Below are 16,000 nucleotides of genomic sequence, written 5' to 3' on the forward strand. Positions count from 1 at the left end.
CGCTACGGTCATCGTTGCTCCTGGATGCTGGCAGTCTCCTGCCAAATGACCGTTTACACAAAACTAATTACACCCTCGATTTCACCGCAGACTTGAAGAAGATCACAGTCCCGACGTTAGTGATGCACGGCGACGATGATCAAATCGTACCTTATGCCGACTCTGGCCCGTTAAGCGCGAAATTGCTGCAGAACGGCACCTTGAAAACCTATAAAGGCTTCCCACACGGCATGCCCACCACGCAAGCCGATACGATCAATGCGGATCTCCTAGCGTTCATTAATTCCTGAATCGTCAGGCATCCCGGTGTGCTGGGTCGAGGAAACGACTGATCTACCTCGAGAAGACTCATTCGATTTTCTCGTCAGCGGACATTCGTAGCGGCGCAACCATAGGATATTCTGAACGGTCGCAATGGCCGAAGGGCTGTTGTTCGATGGCAAGTCCGTGCCACTTCCGCGCGCGCAATCACCGTCCAAAAGCTCATCCCACACGCAATCAATCACGCATCCCCAAACGGATTCCCTTTCTTGGTCGCTGGCGTTTGCGTCTTTGTCGCCAAATGGTTCTGCAACCAGAACATGGCTTTATTCAACCCAAGCGCGTGCCAGTCCTGGCCCATTTCGCAGATGAACACTCGATCGTCCGCTGCCGTCGCACGCGAAAACGAACCGGCCAGTTCCTTGGCATTGCGATCCGTGTTCAGCACCAGGAACGCGCCCATTTGATGCAGGTGCAAGAACTCATAGTCGTCACCTGACACTTGCGCCGCGATGTCTTTGATCTGCGCGTGCTGCTGCGTCGGAGTACCGATAAATATGCTGACCAGATACGTCACTTTCTTGTTGATGTTCATGTTCTTCCGCCGTGCCGTAGTTGAGTGGGTCAAGAACTTTGATTGTCACACAACGGGAAGCAGCATCTCTCCGATGCCGCTGACCGAACATCTGCGAGCAAGACGCCAACCAACCCCAACCACCCACCCCCAACCACCCACCCCCAAAAACAAAAAAACTGGCGAGCCACCCACTCTCGCCAGTCTATCCACCCGCACCGGGTCATCAGATCACACTAATACTACTTACTATGCCCCGCATCCAACGGCTTATGCTGCTCCGCCCCCGAACCAGGAAAGAACGTATCCCAAACGGCCCTAACCCCTTCGGCCGCAGTCGCTTCGGCATCAATCGTCTCCGCACCCTCAACCTTACTAGGGTCGCCGGAAAGGCCGCGCCAGTGGGTGAAGATGAGCATCGGTTTTTCGGTCCATCCGTCCGTACCAAACTTCGCGAATGCGGTTTCGCCGCTCGCGAGTTGCACCTCGTACCATCCGTCGCGCACTGGCGTGTAGTCGCTCAACGGAAACCATGCAGTCGGATCGAGTTTCACAAGCTCCCCCATAGATCATCAGGACATTGCTGTCGGTAAAAGGATTGCGCATATCACGTGCCTGACATCGGGACCCAAGCGCCCCGATTCGTCGTCACATTCGTCAAGCAAACCTAAGCGTCAGAATGCGCCAGGGTAAAAAGGCACAACAGAATCTCCCTGAACGCTGCTGCGTGCCATCGGCGGCCGGAATGCCCCGCCAAGCTCCGCAATAACCTCCACCATTCGCAAGCATTACTCGCACAACAACAGTGCATCCATGCGTTACCCCACATACCTCATCAAATTGACATACTCTGTCTGTATAAGCGTCGGTTCACCTTGCTGCATGCACCAAATGCGGCAAATAAATGAAGTAACCGCCACATAACCATGGCGCAATTCCACGTAGAAACCCTCAATAGGGCAAATCCGGTTGATTCTTGGTTTCTGTTTATTGATAATGCCTAAACACAATGCCGCGCCAGACCAACTGGTGCGCTGAGAGAGTAGTGAGTCGTCAACTTGGGGGGAATCAGTCATGCAATACGCTGAGATCGCTTACGAGAATGTCGTCTTGATTCCGCTGGCCGCGTATGACGATGGTTTGTACGCAGCCATGCTGATCGTCAGGGAGGTTGATGGTCTGCAGCGCGCGACTGGCGTGCTGGGACATTTCCCGTGCCCTGTCGATGCCCGTAAGTTTGCCCTTGCGTACGGCATGGCGGAGATTGATCAACGTCAGCATTCACCGCACCAGCGAATCATGCAGCAGACTTTCGATCAGGCCGCATAAACCCGGCCGTCCAGCATCGAAAGCGAAACAGAAGTTTTTTTGAAACAAACCGTATAGGTATGGATAAAACACGCCCGCCAAAAAGCGGGCGTGTTGCACTTCGCATTCGCTTATTAGCGACGCAAACCATCAGATTAAATCAATTAATTAAACGCTGCCTTTTCCTGCCCAATCGATTGCCGCATCAAATAAAGCAATGCCCGGCGATGACAGATTGGTGAACGTCTCGTTACTCAGGAAAAACATCACACGGCGCGCGGGAGCAAGCGCCTCGTAGTCCATCGTCGCGCCTTTTTCGTAGGCGAAGATGGCGGCTTTCTCCGGCTGTCCATAAAGCGTCGCGATAATCGTCGCACCCAGGCCCGGTTTGCCCCAACTCATCGGCGCCTGCTTGCCATACACGTTCACCACGCCCGCAGGCAATCCGGCGGTCATCGGATGCGGCGCGTTGACGAGCCACAGGTAACGTTCTTTCGGCGCCTCGCCGAAATCGACGTCATGGCGTTTGCCGGTCATCGCGAAGTCATCGAGGAGATCGTTTTCCCAGGTGAGGAGCGGCACGGGCAACTCGCGCCAGCCGCTCGGCACGTCCTTCGATGAAACCGTCGACGAGATGATGACCAGATCCACGTCGCCCATCGAGTCCGGCGTCTGCGCCTGATCCACCATTCGAACCGAATACCCACGCGCCTCAAGATGAGCCGCGGCCTTCTGGTCGACACCAAGATTCGGCCCGTTCATCTGCACGACCATCACCACCTTCCGACCTGCGCCAGAGCCGCTACGAGCCGCCTGCACAGAAGCCGGATCCGCAGCCGAAGAAAAAGGCATCGTCGTCGACATCAACACGAGCCCCAACGCAGGCGCGAGCAACATCGCCCGACGACGCGCCACCTGAACATCACCTACACCCCGCCATCGCTTCAAAATCTTCATCGTCATCCCCGGAAAACAGCAATCGATCGAATCAAACCCACGCTCAAAACTCCAGCGTCGTGAGCAATGAAACCTGCCGCGCGTCGCCCACGGACACGAAGTATTTGTTCACGCTCGACGGGTAGTAGGTCTTGTTGAAGAGGTTCTTGACATTGAGCTGGAACGAGAGCCTGCGGCCGCCCAGCTTCGTGTCATAGGTGGCGAAGGCATCCGCGACGGTATAAGCCGGCAGCGTGAAACTGTTGGCGGAATCGCCGGGCCGGCGGCCGACGTAATGCGCGCCTGCGCCCAGACGGAATTCATCGCCGCCGAAGATCGCGCCGAAGTCGTACACGGCCGCCAGCGACGCCGTATGCGCCGCCACGTTCCAAAGCTGGTTGCCGGCGTAGAGCGGATCCTCCGTAGTCTTTGCATCGATATACGCATAGCTCGCAATCACGCTCCAGTGCTGGCCGATCTGACCCGCCACATCCAGCTCCACCCCCCGCGAGCGCGCCTTGCCCGACGTGCGCCAGTCGGTCAGCTTGGTCGTGTCGTTGTACTGCGATACAAGCACGTTCGATTTACTGATATTGAACAGCGCCAGCGTCCCGGTCAGCCCGCCCGGCATGGCGACCTTGGTCCCCACTTCCCACGACGTCGCCTCTTCCGGCAACACGGAAGAATCGATCACCACGCCGGAACTCAGCGGCGCAATGGTCGATGTGGGCTTAAGCGACTTCGTATAACTTCCATACAGCGAAACCGTATCCGTCCACTTGTAAACCACGCCCGCACGCGGCAGCCATTTCGTGCCGTCTATATCCGTATTTGCCTTGAACGGGCGTCCCTTTCCGGCAATCTGGTTGTACGAAAGAAAGCGCGCGCCGCCCACGAGAATCCACTTGTCGTTCAGGTGAAAGCTGTCCTGGAAGAAGAGGGATGTGTCGTGCAGCGTATCGGTTTGATCGCTGTCGCTGGCGGAGATCGTGCTCGACGGACTCTCCAGCCCGTACACCGGATTCAAGTAGTTGAAGGGGTATTGGGTCGCCTGCCGCAGCAGATCGCGACGATAGATCCGCCGGTATTCATCGTCCACGCCCACCTGCAGGTCGTTACGAAACCCGCCGACGGTGAAGTGGCCATCCACGTAAGCAATGCCGTAGCTGTCGGTGCTGAGCGCGCCGTGCGTGGCGTCGTTGCTGCGCGACACCGCGCCGGTGGTGCTGTTGATGCCCTGCACGCGCAACTGGTTGGCGTCGTAGGTTTCGCGGTTGTAGCTGTAGCCCACGTGCGCTTTCCAGTCGGCGTTGATCTGGTGATCGACCGAAAGCTGCGCGAGATGGGACTCGCCGGCCATCTGGTTGAACGGCTCGTCAAGGCGCTCACGGCTGGAAATGGCAAGGGGTTCGTTGGTCTTTGGATCGAGCGCGGTGCCGCGGTCGAACGGATACAGGAACTTGCGATATTCATACGACACCACGACTTGCGTATCGCGTCCGTACCACGCAACCGAGGGCGCCACCATCGTCTCGCGATGTTCGCCGAAGTTGCGCCAATATTGCTCGTTGACCTGATCGACAATAAGCCGGTAAGCCAGCCCCGAATCGCCGATAGGACCAGTCGTGTCCAGCGTCCCGCCCGCACCGTTGCGGCCCTGGCCGTAGGTCGAACCGGACATCGAGATCGCGTGATACGGCGTAAGCAGCGGCAGTTTGCTGACCACGTTGACCACGCCGCCCGGGTCCATGATGCCGTAGAGCAGGGAGGTCGGACCCTTGAGCACTTCGACGCTATCGGCCGAGGCGGTGAGCGAGCGTCCCTGCACGATCGGCATGCCGTTGCGCATGATCGAGCCATCGCGGTTGCCGCCGAAACCACGCTTGAGCAACGTGTCCTGCGTACCGGCGAGCGTATTGCCCTGCACGATGCCGCTGACGTTCGCAAGCGCGTCGTCGAGATTGCGCGGCCGCTGGTCGTGCAGCACTTGCGATGGCACGACGTTGACCACTTGCGGCGTATCGATCAACGGGGTGTCCGAGCGCATCACTACCGCTTCTTTCGGCAACTGATAGCCCGCGGTATGAAGGGCACTCGCGTTCACCGCGACGGGCGGCAGGGTCATGCCGTCGGAAGCGGTTGCACCGACCACTTCAACAAGCGTGTAACCGCCATTGGCCTGCTGCACCGAAGTAATCCCCGTCCCGTGCAGGATTTGCGCGAATGCTTGTGGGACATCGTATTCGCCACGCAGGCCCGCGCTTTGGCGGTTGGCCGTGATCGCACTTGGGAAGGACAACAGAATACCGGCTTCGCGGCCGAAGCGGTTGAGCGTGGTTTCCAGCGGCCCGGGGGGAATGTCGTAGGTCCTGCGTTGCGGCGTTTGCGTGGCGCCGCCAACGTCGGCGGCCATCGCCGGATTGAACGGCACGCCGGCCGCAATCAGCGTGGCTGTCATCACGCGTACAAGCCGGCGGCGCGCCGGTCCGGCTTTCTTCGTTTTGATACGACGGCAGAAGCCGGCCTTTCGATACTGTCCCATGTTCAACGCTCGCAGGAAGATAGACGATGTAGTGCTCTCATCTCCCTTGTCCCGCGAGAATCGAAAACAGCTCAACGCAGCTCAAATTTTTTATCGATGCCTTGATTCGTGACCGCGCATCACGACCGCGCGGGTTGCACCGTGACCCAATACCGCGTGACGAATTCGAGCTGGACGGGCAGGGTGCTGTCGAGCGTTTCCAGCACCCGGTCGGTATCGGCGAGAGGGAAGGTGCCCGATAAACGCAGGTCCGCAATCTCCGGTGCGCAACGCACCACTCCGCGCCGATAACGGCTCAACTCCGCGACAAACTCCCCCAGCCGCATGCTGCTCGCGACGATCAGGCCATCGGTCCAGGCTGCATCGTTTTCGGTGATCGTGTCGGCAGGTCCTACGTCGATACGCGTGAAGCGCGCGCGTTGCCCGGCGCGCAGCACGGTTGAGCGATGCGCCGCATCGGCTGGCTCGATCCGCACGGCGCCATCGAAGACATCCAGGCGGCTCGCGTCCGTCTGCTGCCGCGCGGCGAAACGCGTGCCGAGTGGTTGCAATGTGCCTTGCGCCGTCTCGACCACGAACGGGCGTGGCAAGGGGCCATCGGCGTGGCCGGTGACGACCATGATCTCGCCGCTCAGCAGGCGCAGGCGGCGTTCGGTGCCGCTGTAGCGGACATTCATGGCGCTATCGGTGTTCAAGGTCACCACGGTGCCGTCAGCGAGCGTCAGCGTGCGCCGTTCGCCCACGGCTGTTCGTTCGTCTGCGGTCCATGCGCGCCACGGCACGCGCTCTTCCGCTATCCACGCGCCGCTGCCGGCGAACAGCAGCACCGCCAGCGCCTTGACGCTCGCGCGCCGCCTGGCCGAGCGCGGCGGCATCAGGGCGGCACGCGCGACGTTCGCGCCGATTGCATCGCTTAAACCGTGAAAGCGGCTGCTGGCGGACTGGATATGCCGCCACGCGCGCTCATGATCGGCATGCGCAGCGAGCCAGCGCTCGAAGGCGTTGCGCTGCGATTCCGTGGTATCGCCGGATTGCAGCTCCATCCACCATTCGACAGCGCTGCGCGCGATCTCCGGCGCAATATCGGGGCGTGCGTTTGCATTCATACGCGTCATTCCATCGATAACGCGAAGAAACATTGCGCACCGGCCCGCACCAGATGACGCTTGACGGTGGATATCGATATCTTGAGTTGCGTGGCAATGTCGGCGTGGCTCGCGCCATCCAGCTGGGCGAGCAGGAATGCGCGTTTGACGGCGACGGGCAGGCCGCTCAACCGGGCATCGATTTCACAGAGGGTTTCGAGCAGCACCGTCCGTTCTTCCGGCGATGAAACCAGCGCTTCGGGCCTGTGCGCCAGCGCTTCAAGATAAGCGCGCTCGATCTGCTCGCGCCGCCAGTGATTGAACAGTACGCGCTGCGCGACGGTGGTCAGGAAAGCGCGCGGCTCATCCAGCGCGAACGGTTCGTCGCGCGCCAGCAGACGCACGAACGTGTCGTGTGCAAGGTCAGCTGCGCGATGCGCGCAGCCGAGCTTCTTGCGCAGCCACGCTTGCAGCCAGCCGTGATGATTGCTGTAGAGCGTCTGCACGTCGCCATGCAGAGGCGATTTGTTTGCCGGCACGCTTGCCTGCCCCGACCAGTCGCCTGGCGCCAAGAATCGTAAATGAGAATGATTCGCGATAATAGCATGAGAATTTTCTTATGTTCGATTCGTCTTTCAGCGCTTTTACAGCTTGCTTGTCGTGATGGCCGGGGTCGTCTGGCCTTTCTGATCCGCACCGGCGCGTAGTTCATCCCCCAGGAACTCCACGAACGTCCGCAGCTTCGCGGACAACTGATGCCGCTCCAGATAGATCGCGTGGATATCCGCATTCGGCAGCGCCCAGTCGTTTAGCAGCACGACCAGCTTGCCGTCGCGAACGAGCGCCTCGGTTTCCCATTGCGAGCGCACGGCAATGCCGCGTCCATCCAGCGCCCATTGCAGCACCGCAGTCCCGTCATTGCTGCTGAGGGGGCCATCGACCTTGACGGTCTCCACCTTTTTGCCGCGCGTGAAATGCCATGCTCCATAGGCGGATTCGTTCTCGCGCAGTACGAGGCACGCGTGCCGCGTCAAGTCGTGAGGCATGGCGGGCAGCCCGTGTTGCTCCACATATCCCGGCGATGCACACACAATCCGCCGGTTCCTGAGCAGCAGACGCGCGTTGATACGGGCGTCGGGGACATCGCCGAAACGGATGCCCAGGTCGAACCCTTCCTCCTGCAGATTCACCGGCCGGTCCGACAGATGAAGCTGGATCTTGATTGCCGGATAGCGCTCGATGAACTTCGACACCGCCGGTGCAATCCGGCTGCGCCCAAATCCAAACGATGCATTCACGCGCAGCAAACCCGTCGGCTCCGCCCGGCTTTTCGTGACGAGTTGTTCCAGTTCAGCGAGCTCGTCGAGGATGCGCGAGCCGTCCGCCAGATACAGCTCGCCCTCGGGCGTGAGGCTGACACGGCGCGTGGTGCGGCTCAAAAGCCGCACACCAAGCCGCCGCTCGAGTTGCGCGAGCCGTTTGCTGATGGAAGGCGGCGTCACGCCGAGATCACGCGCAGCCGCCGCCAGATTGCGATGCCGCGCGACCAGCGTGAACAGGTTGAGGTCCGAAAAACTGTCCATCGATTAGTTCCTGGAAGTTAAGTCTGGATTGCCTGAATAGAAACTGTATCGCGAAATGCATCAATTAAACTTCATAAAACTGTGGGAGACAATCATGTTCGATGACTTCAAGGACGCATCGGCAACGGTCGATGGCGTCAGGATCAAGGCAATACAAGGCGGCAGTGGCCCCGCGTTGCTGCTGTTGCACGGCCATCCGCAAACTCACGCGATCTGGCACAAGGTCGTGCCTGAGCTGACAAAACACTTCACCATCGTCGCCGCGGATCTGCGCGGTTATGGCGACAGCGGCAAACCGCCAGGTTTTCCGGATCACAGCAACTATTCGAAGCGCCGCATGGCGCAGGATCAGGTCGACCTGATGCGCACGCTGGGTTATGAATCGTTCGCTGTGCTCGCCCATGATCGCGGCGGGCGGGTGGCGGCGCGGATGGCGCTGGATCACCCGGGGGTAGTGAGGAAGCTGATCACGCTCGACGTAGCGCCAACGCTCGCGATGTACGAGAAAACCTCGTTCGAATTCGCTCGCGCTTATTGGCACTGGTTTTTCCTTGTGCGTCCCGCGCCCTTCCCCGAGACACTGATTCGCGCCGACGCGGACCTTTACCTGAAGCAGACAATCGGCGCGCGTAGTGCGGGGTTAAAGCCATTCACGCCCGAGGCGTATGCGGAATATTTGCGTTGCCTGCAACAGCCGGACACTGCTCATGGCATCTGCGAGGACTATCGCGCGAGCGTCACGATCGATCTTGAACACGACCGCGAATCGCTGGCGAAAGGCCAGAAGATAGCCTGCGATTTTCTCGCGCTATGGGGCGCAGAAGGCGTGATCGAAAAGTGCTTCGATCCTGTCGCCGAATGGAAGCATTTCTCCCATAACGTCAGCGGCCACTCGCTGCCATGCGGCCACTACATTCCGGAAGAGGCGCCCGAGTTGCTGCTCGAGCGTGTGCTGCCGTTTCTTCGGGACTGAGCATCATGTCGAACCACACTACTTTCTATAAGAAGCTCGTCGACTCGCATACGGTTACGCGTATCGACGATCAGAACGTGCTGCTCTATGTCGATCTGCATCTGATGAACGAGTACACGAGTCCGCAAGCGTTCAGCGGTCTCGCTGACAAGGGGCGTCCCGTGCGTCGTCCGAAGCAGCAACTCGCGGTGGTGAGCCACATCATTCCGACACACGCCGAATCGCCGCGTGTGATTCGCGACGCCGCTTCGTTGTTGCAAGCCGAAAACCTCGCGCGCAACTGCGACAAGGCGGGCATCCGGTTGTATGCGGCGAACGATCCGCTGCAGGGCATTGAGCACATCATTGCGCCGGAACTGGGGCTGATTCGCCCCGGCATGGCGGTGCTCTGCGGCGATAGCCACACGACCACCTATGGCGCGTTGGGCGCGCTGGGGTTTGGTATCGGCACATCGGAGGTCGAACACGTTCTGGCTACACAGACGCTGGTGTATCGCGTGGCGCAGACCATGCGGATCTCTATCGATGGCGTCTTGCCTTATGGCACGGCATCGAAGGACGTGATCATCTGGATCATCTGCCGGATTGGCGCTCAAGGGGCGCGCGGTTACGCGGTGGAGTTCGCGGGTACGACCATCGCGTCGCTCTCGGCGGAAGCGCGCATGACCTTGTGCAACATGACCGTCGAAGCGGGCGCGCGAGCGGCTTTGATCGCGCCGGATAAAACCACGCTCGACTATGTCCACGCGCACGCCACATCGCTGGATGAAGCCGCGTGGCAAGCCGCACTCGCCGACTGGAGCGATTTGAAATCCGACTCCGATGCCATCTTCGACGCCGAATACACCTTCGATGCCCGCGACATCGCACCCTTTGTCACGTGGGGCACGAGCCCCGACCAGGCGATGCGTGTTGATGCCCTTGTGCCCGACGCCGGCTCACAAGCCACGCCCGAAGCCGCTGCCGCATTGCGTCGTGCGCTCGACTACATCGGCCTTGAATCGAATCAGCCGATCGCGGGAACGCCTATTGACCGTGTGTTTATCGGCTCATGCACGAACGGGCGGATCGAGGATTTGCGCATCGTCGCGTCGATTGTGCGCGGGCGCAAAGTGGCAGCAGGTGTACGCGCGATGGTCGTGCCGGGCTCGGGCTCCGTGCGTCGGCAGGCTGAAGCGGAAGGCATCGCGGAGATTTTAAAAATAGCCGGCTTCGAATGGCGCGAGCCGGGATGCTCGATGTGTCTCGCGATGAACGATGACTTCCTCGAAGCGGGCGAGCGCTGTGCATCCACTACGAATCGCAACTTCGAAGGCCGGCAAGGACGCGGCGGCCGCACGCATCTGATGAGTCCTGCGATGGCCGCAGCCGCCGCGCTGACCGGGAAGATCACCGATGTCCGCTCGCTGGAGAATCACCATGACTAATGTGACTGTGATTGAAGGCAGCGCGGTGCCGTTGCCAATAGAGAACCTCGACACCGATCAGATCATGCCGAAGCAGTTCCTTCGGATCATCGACAAAGCGGGTTTAAGCAAAGGTTTGCTCTACGACCTTCGCTTCGATGAACACGGCGCACCGCTCGCAGATTGCGCGCTTAATAAACCCGCTTATAAAGGCGCGCGCATCCTGATCGGCGGCGCAAATTTTGGTTGCGGATCGAGCCGGGAACATGCGGTCTGGGGACTCCAGCAATACGGTTTCGACGCCGTGATTGCACCCAGCTTCGCCGAAATCTTCTACTCCAACGCGATGAACAATCGGCTGCTGCTCGTGCAACTAGAACGTGAAGCGGTGGACGTGTTGCTGCGCGAATCGACGGACGATCCGGCGTCGAAAGTTCTTATCGACCTGGAAGCGCAGACGGTTCGCTCGACAACCAGCGCGCAGGTTTTCAGGTTCCCGCTGGGCGCGCGGCACAAGCGCATGGTGATCGAAGGCATGGACACGATCGACCTGACGCTGACCGCTCTCGCCGACATAGAAGCCTTTGAAAAGCGCCACTTCGAACGTCATCCCTGGGCTGCAGTGATGTAGCCCGCGCGGTTACGGCCGCGCTCATTAAAGACACCATTAATCCGACCGCTTACGCGTAAGCCAAAGCGGCAGGGACACGTTTTGCCCAAAACAGGAGGAGACATGAAACGCAAGCCGTTCTACCGGATTCTGTATGCGCAGGTGATCGCCGCGATTTTCGCTGGCGTGCTACTCGGGCATTTCCTTCCCGGCGAAGGCATCGCGATGAAACCCCTTGGCGATGCCTTCATCAACTGGTTCGCATGATCATCAGCCCGGTGATTTTCTGCAGAGGCTGACGCGGCGTTACTTTCCGGCCGGTGCCGACGCTGGTTCGGCCGCGCCCGGATCGGCGTAGTTCGGCAAGCCTTGCGAACTGCTGCTTCCGCCCATGCCGGGTTTTGCCGGCGCAGCCGTTGCGCTCGCGCCGGCCGCAGGCGCCGCGGCACCACCACTTTCATCGCCGTAATCCGGCAGCGCCGCGTTCGCCGCGCCCGTCAACTGATACTGTCGACGCTGCGTGTAGGCGTCGCGGACGAACGCATATTTATCCAGCGCGGCTTGCGACAGGATGTCCGTTGCACCCAGCAAATCGGCCCGCGCGCTGACAAACCGCATGACGAACAACGACACATCCGCTTCCGTACTCAGGTAAGTCCCCGGACTCAGCGGATAGCTCGCAATCCAGTTCGTTGCATCGCGCACCGAACTCGGGCCAAGCAGCGGCAACACCAGATACGGTCCCGACGGCACGCCGTAATGGCCGAGCGTCAGCCCGAAGTCCTGATCGTGCTTCGGCAGCCCGGCGGGTGTAGCCCAGTCGATCAGGCCGCCAATACCGAACGTGGAGTTGATCGCAATGCGCATCAGGTCTTCGGTCGCGTCAGTGATCTTCAACTGCAGCAGGTTGTTCGCGAAGTTGCCAATGTCGCCAATGTTCGAAAAGAAGCTGCTGATCGCCGTGCGCAGCGGTGCCGGCGTGACCTTCACGTAGCCGGTTGCAATCGGGCGAGCGACGTATTTGTCGGCGGCGTCGTTGAACTTGAAGATCTCGCGATTCATCGGTTCCAGCGGATCGCCCGGTTTACGGTCGGGGCCCGTGGCGCAACCGGACAGGGCGAAAGCAGCGGCGAGCAGCACGCCGCCAGAGAGCGCTCGCAGGGTGCGGGCGGCATCAGGCGTTTTTGCCATCCTCATGGGTCGGTTTCCTTGGGGTCGTGCGTCAGTTATGAGTGCGTTTAAGGAACGGTTTAAACGGTTTCGGCGACTTTTTTCGGTCGCACCCGGGGTTTTCCCATTAGAACCGGCTGAAATACCACTGCGCCGATTAACGTCGTAAAAAGCGCCAGGACCAGGAGCCTGCCCATGCTCGATGTGCCCGGATGATGCGAAAACCACAAACTGCCGAACGCCGTCGCCGTGGTCGCGGCGCTGAACATCACGGCGTGCGTGAGGCTGGACTGCAGCAGGCCCGTTTGTCCGGAGCGCCACGCCATGACGAAATAGATCTTGAACGCCACGCCAATGCCCAGCATCAACGGCAACGCAATGATGTTCGCGAAGTTCAGCGGCATGTCGAACACCACGCACAGCTCCAGCGTGACGACGGCGGAAACAAGCAAAGGTATCAAAGTTCTCAAAACGTCGCCGATTCGACGCAAAGTCAGCCACAGCAGGATTGCGATGGCGATCAGCGACCACGCCGCCGCCTGCTCGAACGCCTTGATGATCGTATTGGCCGAATGCAGCACCGAGATCGGGCCGCCGATCGCGTTCGGTTCGGCTTTCTGCACAGCGTCCGCGAAGCGGGCGAGCAGTTTGTCGTCGTCACGGCTCTTGCCGTCCAGCGCTTTGGGCGATGCTTCCACGAGCGCGTGGCCGTCGGCTGCGAGCCAGCTTTCTGTCATCGATTTAGGCAGCGACGCCAGCGTGATCGGCGACGGTTGCAGCAGCGCGCGCATCTGGCCCAGCGCGATACGCAGCGGGTCAGACATGGCGTGCTCGGCACGGTCACGGGTGGCGGCATCGGCTGCGGCGAGCTTTTTCAGCGTCGCCGCCAGGCGGCGAGCTTCAGCTTCACCGGGGCCGGGATGTTCATCGGCGGCGAGTTCCAGCGAGTTTGACAGACGCTTGAGCGTGGCGACACGCACGTCGTCGTTGGCCGGCGTGGCGACACGCTGGTCCAGCGAAGGCAGGAGCACCGACGCCGCCGCGGCAATCAGATCGAGCTTTTGCGGCTGATCGGCAGGAATCAGCGTCGACAAGGTCGTCGCGCGCTCCACTTCCGGCAGCTTCTCGAGCTTCGCCGCGATCTTGTCCGCTTCTTCCAGCGAGGGCGCAAGCACTTTCACGTCGTTCACGGCCGCTTCGGGCGCGTCTTTCAGCGAGAGCAGCGTGGCCATGGACTCCGTTTTCGGGTCCTTCAGGTTCAGCGGATTGAAGTCAAAACGCAGATGCAGCAGCAACGGCAGCGCGCAGATCACGACTACCAGCGCGCCGATCAGAACCGGCGTGCGATTGCGCGCGAGGTAGTCGTCCACCGGCGCGAGTTTCGGGAAGCCCGGCGAGGCTGCTTCGCCCGGCGGTGCGAACACCTTGATCAGCGCCGGGAACAAGGTCATGTTGGTGACATACGCGACCAGCATGCCCACGCCTGCAATCTGCCCGAGTTCGGACACGCCGCGATACGCGGTGGGCAGGAACGAGAAGAAGCTTGCCGCCGTCGCGGCGGCGGCGAGTGTCAGCGGAATGCCCACGTGGCGCGCCGTGTTCACGAGCGCGACGTCCAGCCGGTCGTCCTTGAAGCGTTCCTCGCGATACCGCACCCCGAACTGGACGCCGAAATCCACGCCGAGCCCGACGAACAGCACCATGAACGCGACCGAAATCAGGTTCAGCGCGTGGACCATGAGCAGGCCGAGCGCGGCGGTGATGGCGAGTCCGACGAACAGCGTGATGAACACGGCGATGATCATCTTTCCCGAGCGCAGCGCGAGCCAGAGGATCACCAGCACGACAATGAACGTCAGGATGCCGTTGAGTACGGCGCCGTCTTTCAGCGATGCGAATTCTTCGTCGGAGAGCGGTTGTTCGCCGGTCAGCCGCACGACGGCCCCATATTTCTCCGATAACTTCAGTTCATTCGCCGTCGCGCGAATTGCATTCGATCCGATCGCGCCCGGTTCCAGCGCGTTGTAGTCCACTACCGGCTGCACGGTCACGAACGCACGCGCGGGCTGCGTGGCCGAGGTGTCGACCAGATTGCGCCACGAGAACACGGTGGGTTGATTGGCGAGGACTTTGTCCAGCACATCGGCGCTCTTGCCCAGCAGCTTCGACATTTGCCCGAGCGTCACCTGCCCAAGTTGCAGCGGCAGGAGGAGGCTGGTGTTGAGCGTGCCGGCCAGGCCGGTGAGCGTGGGGTCGTGCGCCAGCGCGTTGATCAGCGGACGCGCTTTCACGAGTTGCTGGGTGGTGTCGGCGACTTTATCGGTGGAAAGGTACAGCAGGCCGTTGTGCTCGAAAAAATCGCCGCCCGAGGGTTGCGACACTGCCGTGAAGTGTTGCGTGTTCTTGGCCAGCGCGGTGGCGAGCTCGTCGGCGGCGGCATCGGCGAATTCAGGCGCTTGCGCTTCGACCACCACGAGCACCGTCGATCCCCGTTGCGGAAAGGCTTCGTCAATCGCATGACCGCGCGCCGCCCACTCGGGTTCTGTCTCGATCAACTGGTTGATGTCGGTGCTGATCTTGAAGTGATGCACCACGTAATAGCCGCTCAGCACCGCGATCAGCAGCGATAGAACGATGATCCAGCCGGGTCGGCGGATCGATAAGGTGACGAGACGGGCAATGAGAGGCGTGAGCATGAAGACGGATGCCTCGGAGGGCGTGTTCTGGTGATTTGCTGATTGGAAACAAGTGCCGTGAGGCGCCGCGTGAGTATACCGGGCGCGAGGAGGCGCTAGCAGAAGGAGCGTTCGCGCTGCGACCTGCGAATCCGGCTCTGCTGTCAGACAAAAACTTGTCGTTTGTGTCAGCAGTTTGCGGACCGGGTTCTGGCGGGTGCTGAGATCAGCGCACACTTAATGACAAACTGTACTAACATTGTGACACCGCCCAGTTCGTTTCCGGACTAACATTGTCATCACGGTGAAGCAATGAAAACAACGATTCGCAGGATGGGAAACTCGCAAGGCGTGTTGATTCCGAAACCCATCCTCGCCCAACTTGGGCTGGAGGACGAAGTGGAGATGGAAGTGGAAAACGACGCAATTGTTCTAAGAAAACCGCAGAAGAAGGCCCGCCAGGGCTGGGCTGACGCAAGCAAAGCCATAGCGAATGCTGGCGACGACGAGCTTGTGATGGGCGAGTTTCCGAACGCCGATGATGCGGAGCTTTCGTGGTAGTGCGCGGAGAGGTCTGGCTCATTAACCTGGACCCTACAGTCGGCGGCGAGATTCAAAAGACCCGGCCTTGCGTGGTCATATCGCCGCCGGAGTTGCATGACCATCTGCGCACGGTAATCGTCGCGCCCATGACAACCAAAAGCCGGCCAGCGCCTTATCGTGTCTCAGTCGTATTCAGTCAGAAGAAAGGACTGGTCCTGCTCGACCAGATCCGTACCATCGACAAAACCCGTCTGGTCAAGAAGCTCGGCGCCGTGCCGGCCAACACGTTGTCGGTCACATTGCGGACGCTGCAGGAAGTTTTCGCTGCTTAAGA

At 60.3% G+C, this 16,000-nt stretch carries 16 protein-coding genes and 1 pseudogene; 8 read left to right on the forward strand and 9 right to left on the reverse strand.

Annotation, left to right across the window (positions count from 1 at the left end; genetic code table 11):
• Window positions 1–290, forward strand: a 290-nt coding sequence (locus AWB69_RS38545; RefSeq protein WP_231937375.1) for an alpha/beta fold hydrolase, incomplete at its 5' end; no start/stop codon positions are given.
• Between the two features lie 212 nt (window positions 291–502).
• Here the strand turns inward: AWB69_RS38545 and AWB69_RS38550 are convergent.
• The gene (locus AWB69_RS38550) at window positions 503–856 is read right to left on the reverse strand and encodes a hypothetical protein (protein ID WP_231937376.1); all 354 of its coding nucleotides are present in this window, start codon (window positions 854–856) and stop codon (window positions 503–505) included.
• Between the two features lie 221 nt (window positions 857–1,077).
• Window positions 1,078–1,389 carry a hypothetical protein gene (locus tag AWB69_RS38555; RefSeq protein WP_062092059.1) on the reverse strand — a complete coding sequence of 104 codons (312 nt, stop codon included), beginning with the start codon at window positions 1,387–1,389 and terminating at the stop codon, window positions 1,078–1,080.
• Window positions 1,390–1,909: 520 nt separating this feature from the next.
• Between AWB69_RS38555 and AWB69_RS38560 the strand changes: the two genes are divergently transcribed.
• Window positions 1,910–2,164, forward strand: coding sequence for a hypothetical protein (locus AWB69_RS38560; protein WP_062092034.1), 255 nt, complete (start codon window positions 1,910–1,912; stop codon window positions 2,162–2,164).
• 147 nt (window positions 2,165–2,311) lie between these two features.
• Here the strand turns inward: AWB69_RS38560 and AWB69_RS38565 are convergent, their stop codons facing one another.
• From AWB69_RS38565 to AWB69_RS38585, 5 genes are all read right to left on the reverse strand, one after another.
• Window positions 2,312–3,100, reverse strand: a complete 789-nt coding sequence (locus AWB69_RS38565; RefSeq protein WP_156529129.1) for a hypothetical protein — start codon at window positions 3,098–3,100, stop codon at window positions 2,312–2,314.
• Window positions 3,101–3,143: 43 nt separating this feature from the next.
• A complete protein-coding gene (locus tag AWB69_RS38570; RefSeq protein ID WP_062092035.1) occupies window positions 3,144–5,621 on the reverse strand; it encodes a TonB-dependent siderophore receptor in 2,478 nt (825 codons plus the stop codon).
• Between the two features lie 119 nt (window positions 5,622–5,740).
• On the reverse strand, window positions 5,741–6,727 hold the full coding sequence (locus AWB69_RS38575) for a FecR domain-containing protein (protein WP_062092036.1): 987 nt from the start codon (window positions 6,725–6,727) through the stop codon (window positions 5,741–5,743).
• 5 nt (window positions 6,728–6,732) lie between these two features.
• On the reverse strand, window positions 6,733–7,245 hold the full coding sequence (locus AWB69_RS38580) for a sigma-70 family RNA polymerase sigma factor (RefSeq protein ID WP_062092061.1): 513 nt from the start codon (window positions 7,243–7,245) through the stop codon (window positions 6,733–6,735).
• 105 nt (window positions 7,246–7,350) lie between these two features.
• Complete coding sequence (locus AWB69_RS38585) at window positions 7,351–8,289, reverse strand: LysR family transcriptional regulator (protein WP_062092037.1); 939 nt, start codon at window positions 8,287–8,289, stop codon at window positions 7,351–7,353.
• A gap of 94 nt (window positions 8,290–8,383) precedes the next feature.
• On the opposite strand from AWB69_RS38585, the gene AWB69_RS38590 reads away from it, so the two are divergent.
• The 4 genes and pseudogenes from AWB69_RS38590 to AWB69_RS48305 all read left to right on the forward strand — a co-directional run.
• Complete coding sequence (locus tag AWB69_RS38590; RefSeq protein ID WP_062092038.1) at window positions 8,384–9,262, forward strand: alpha/beta fold hydrolase; 879 nt, start codon at window positions 8,384–8,386, stop codon at window positions 9,260–9,262.
• Window positions 9,263–9,267: 5 nt separating this feature from the next.
• Complete coding sequence (gene leuC / locus AWB69_RS38595) at window positions 9,268–10,689, forward strand: 3-isopropylmalate dehydratase large subunit (RefSeq protein ID WP_062092039.1); 1,422 nt, start codon at window positions 9,268–9,270, stop codon at window positions 10,687–10,689.
• Window positions 10,682–11,299: a 3-isopropylmalate dehydratase small subunit gene (gene leuD / locus AWB69_RS38600; RefSeq protein WP_062092040.1), complete on the forward strand. Its 618-nt coding sequence runs from the start codon at window positions 10,682–10,684 to the stop codon at window positions 11,297–11,299. Before leuC ends, leuD begins: the two co-directional genes overlap by 8 nt.
• Window positions 11,300–11,401: 102 nt before the next feature.
• Window positions 11,402–11,568 (forward strand): annotated as a pseudogene (locus AWB69_RS48305) (cation:dicarboxylate symporter family transporter); the annotation flags it as partial.
• 16 nt (window positions 11,569–11,584) lie between these two features.
• Here AWB69_RS48305 and AWB69_RS38605 read toward each other — a convergent pair.
• Together AWB69_RS38605 and hpnN are read right to left on the reverse strand one after the other, a co-directional pair.
• Entirely contained in the window at window positions 11,585–12,469 is an 885-nt protein-coding gene (locus AWB69_RS38605; RefSeq protein ID WP_062092041.1) for an MlaA family lipoprotein, read from the reverse strand.
• Window positions 12,470–12,528: 59 nt separating this feature from the next.
• The gene (gene hpnN, locus AWB69_RS38610; RefSeq protein ID WP_062092042.1) at window positions 12,529–15,144 is read right to left on the reverse strand and encodes a hopanoid transporter HpnN; all 2,616 of its coding nucleotides are present in this window, start codon (window positions 15,142–15,144) and stop codon (window positions 12,529–12,531) included.
• A 291-nt stretch (window positions 15,145–15,435) separates the two neighbouring features.
• On the opposite strand from hpnN, the gene AWB69_RS38615 reads away from it, so the two are divergent.
• Window positions 15,436–15,684, forward strand: coding sequence for an AbrB/MazE/SpoVT family DNA-binding domain-containing protein (locus AWB69_RS38615; protein ID WP_062092043.1), 249 nt, complete (start codon window positions 15,436–15,438; stop codon window positions 15,682–15,684).
• Window positions 15,678–15,998 (forward strand): type II toxin-antitoxin system PemK/MazF family toxin, encoded by a 321-nt coding sequence (locus AWB69_RS38620; protein ID WP_062092044.1) that lies wholly within the window; start codon window positions 15,678–15,680, stop codon window positions 15,996–15,998. The genes AWB69_RS38615 and AWB69_RS38620 overlap by 7 nt, the downstream gene beginning before the upstream one ends.
• The last annotated feature ends 2 nt before the right edge of the window (window positions 15,999–16,000 follow it).

Source organism: Caballeronia udeis, assembly GCF_001544555.2.
GTDB classification, from domain to species: domain Bacteria; phylum Pseudomonadota; class Gammaproteobacteria; order Burkholderiales; family Burkholderiaceae; genus Caballeronia; species Caballeronia udeis.

What these genes read in the sequence shown, in the direction of transcription:
- AWB69_RS38550 (WP_231937376.1), bottom strand. Translation starts at nt 856, where the DNA reads ATGAACATCAACAAGAAAGTGACGTATCTGGTCAGCATATTTATCGGT.
- AWB69_RS38560 (WP_062092034.1), top strand. Translation starts at nt 1,910, where the DNA reads ATGCAATACGCTGAGATCGCTTACGAGAATGTCGTCTTGATTCCGCTG.
- AWB69_RS38565 (WP_156529129.1), bottom strand. Translation starts at nt 3,100, where the DNA reads ATGAAGATTTTGAAGCGATGGCGGGGTGTAGGTGATGTTCAGGTGGCG.
- AWB69_RS38570 (WP_062092035.1), bottom strand. Translation starts at nt 5,621, where the DNA reads ATGGGACAGTATCGAAAGGCCGGCTTCTGCCGTCGTATCAAAACGAAG.
- AWB69_RS38575 (WP_062092036.1), bottom strand. Translation starts at nt 6,727, where the DNA reads ATGAATGCAAACGCACGCCCCGATATTGCGCCGGAGATCGCGCGCAGC.
- AWB69_RS38585 (WP_062092037.1), bottom strand. Translation starts at nt 8,289, where the DNA reads ATGGACAGTTTTTCGGACCTCAACCTGTTCACGCTGGTCGCGCGGCAT.
- AWB69_RS38590 (WP_062092038.1), top strand. Translation starts at nt 8,384, where the DNA reads ATGTTCGATGACTTCAAGGACGCATCGGCAACGGTCGATGGCGTCAGG.
- leuC (WP_062092039.1), top strand. Translation starts at nt 9,268, where the DNA reads ATGTCGAACCACACTACTTTCTATAAGAAGCTCGTCGACTCGCATACG.
- leuD (WP_062092040.1), top strand. Translation starts at nt 10,682, where the DNA reads ATGACTAATGTGACTGTGATTGAAGGCAGCGCGGTGCCGTTGCCAATA.
- AWB69_RS38605 (WP_062092041.1), bottom strand. Translation starts at nt 12,469, where the DNA reads ATGGCAAAAACGCCTGATGCCGCCCGCACCCTGCGAGCGCTCTCTGGC.
- hpnN (WP_062092042.1), bottom strand. Translation starts at nt 15,144, where the DNA reads ATGCTCACGCCTCTCATTGCCCGTCTCGTCACCTTATCGATCCGCCGA.
- AWB69_RS38615 (WP_062092043.1), top strand. Translation starts at nt 15,436, where the DNA reads ATGAAAACAACGATTCGCAGGATGGGAAACTCGCAAGGCGTGTTGATT.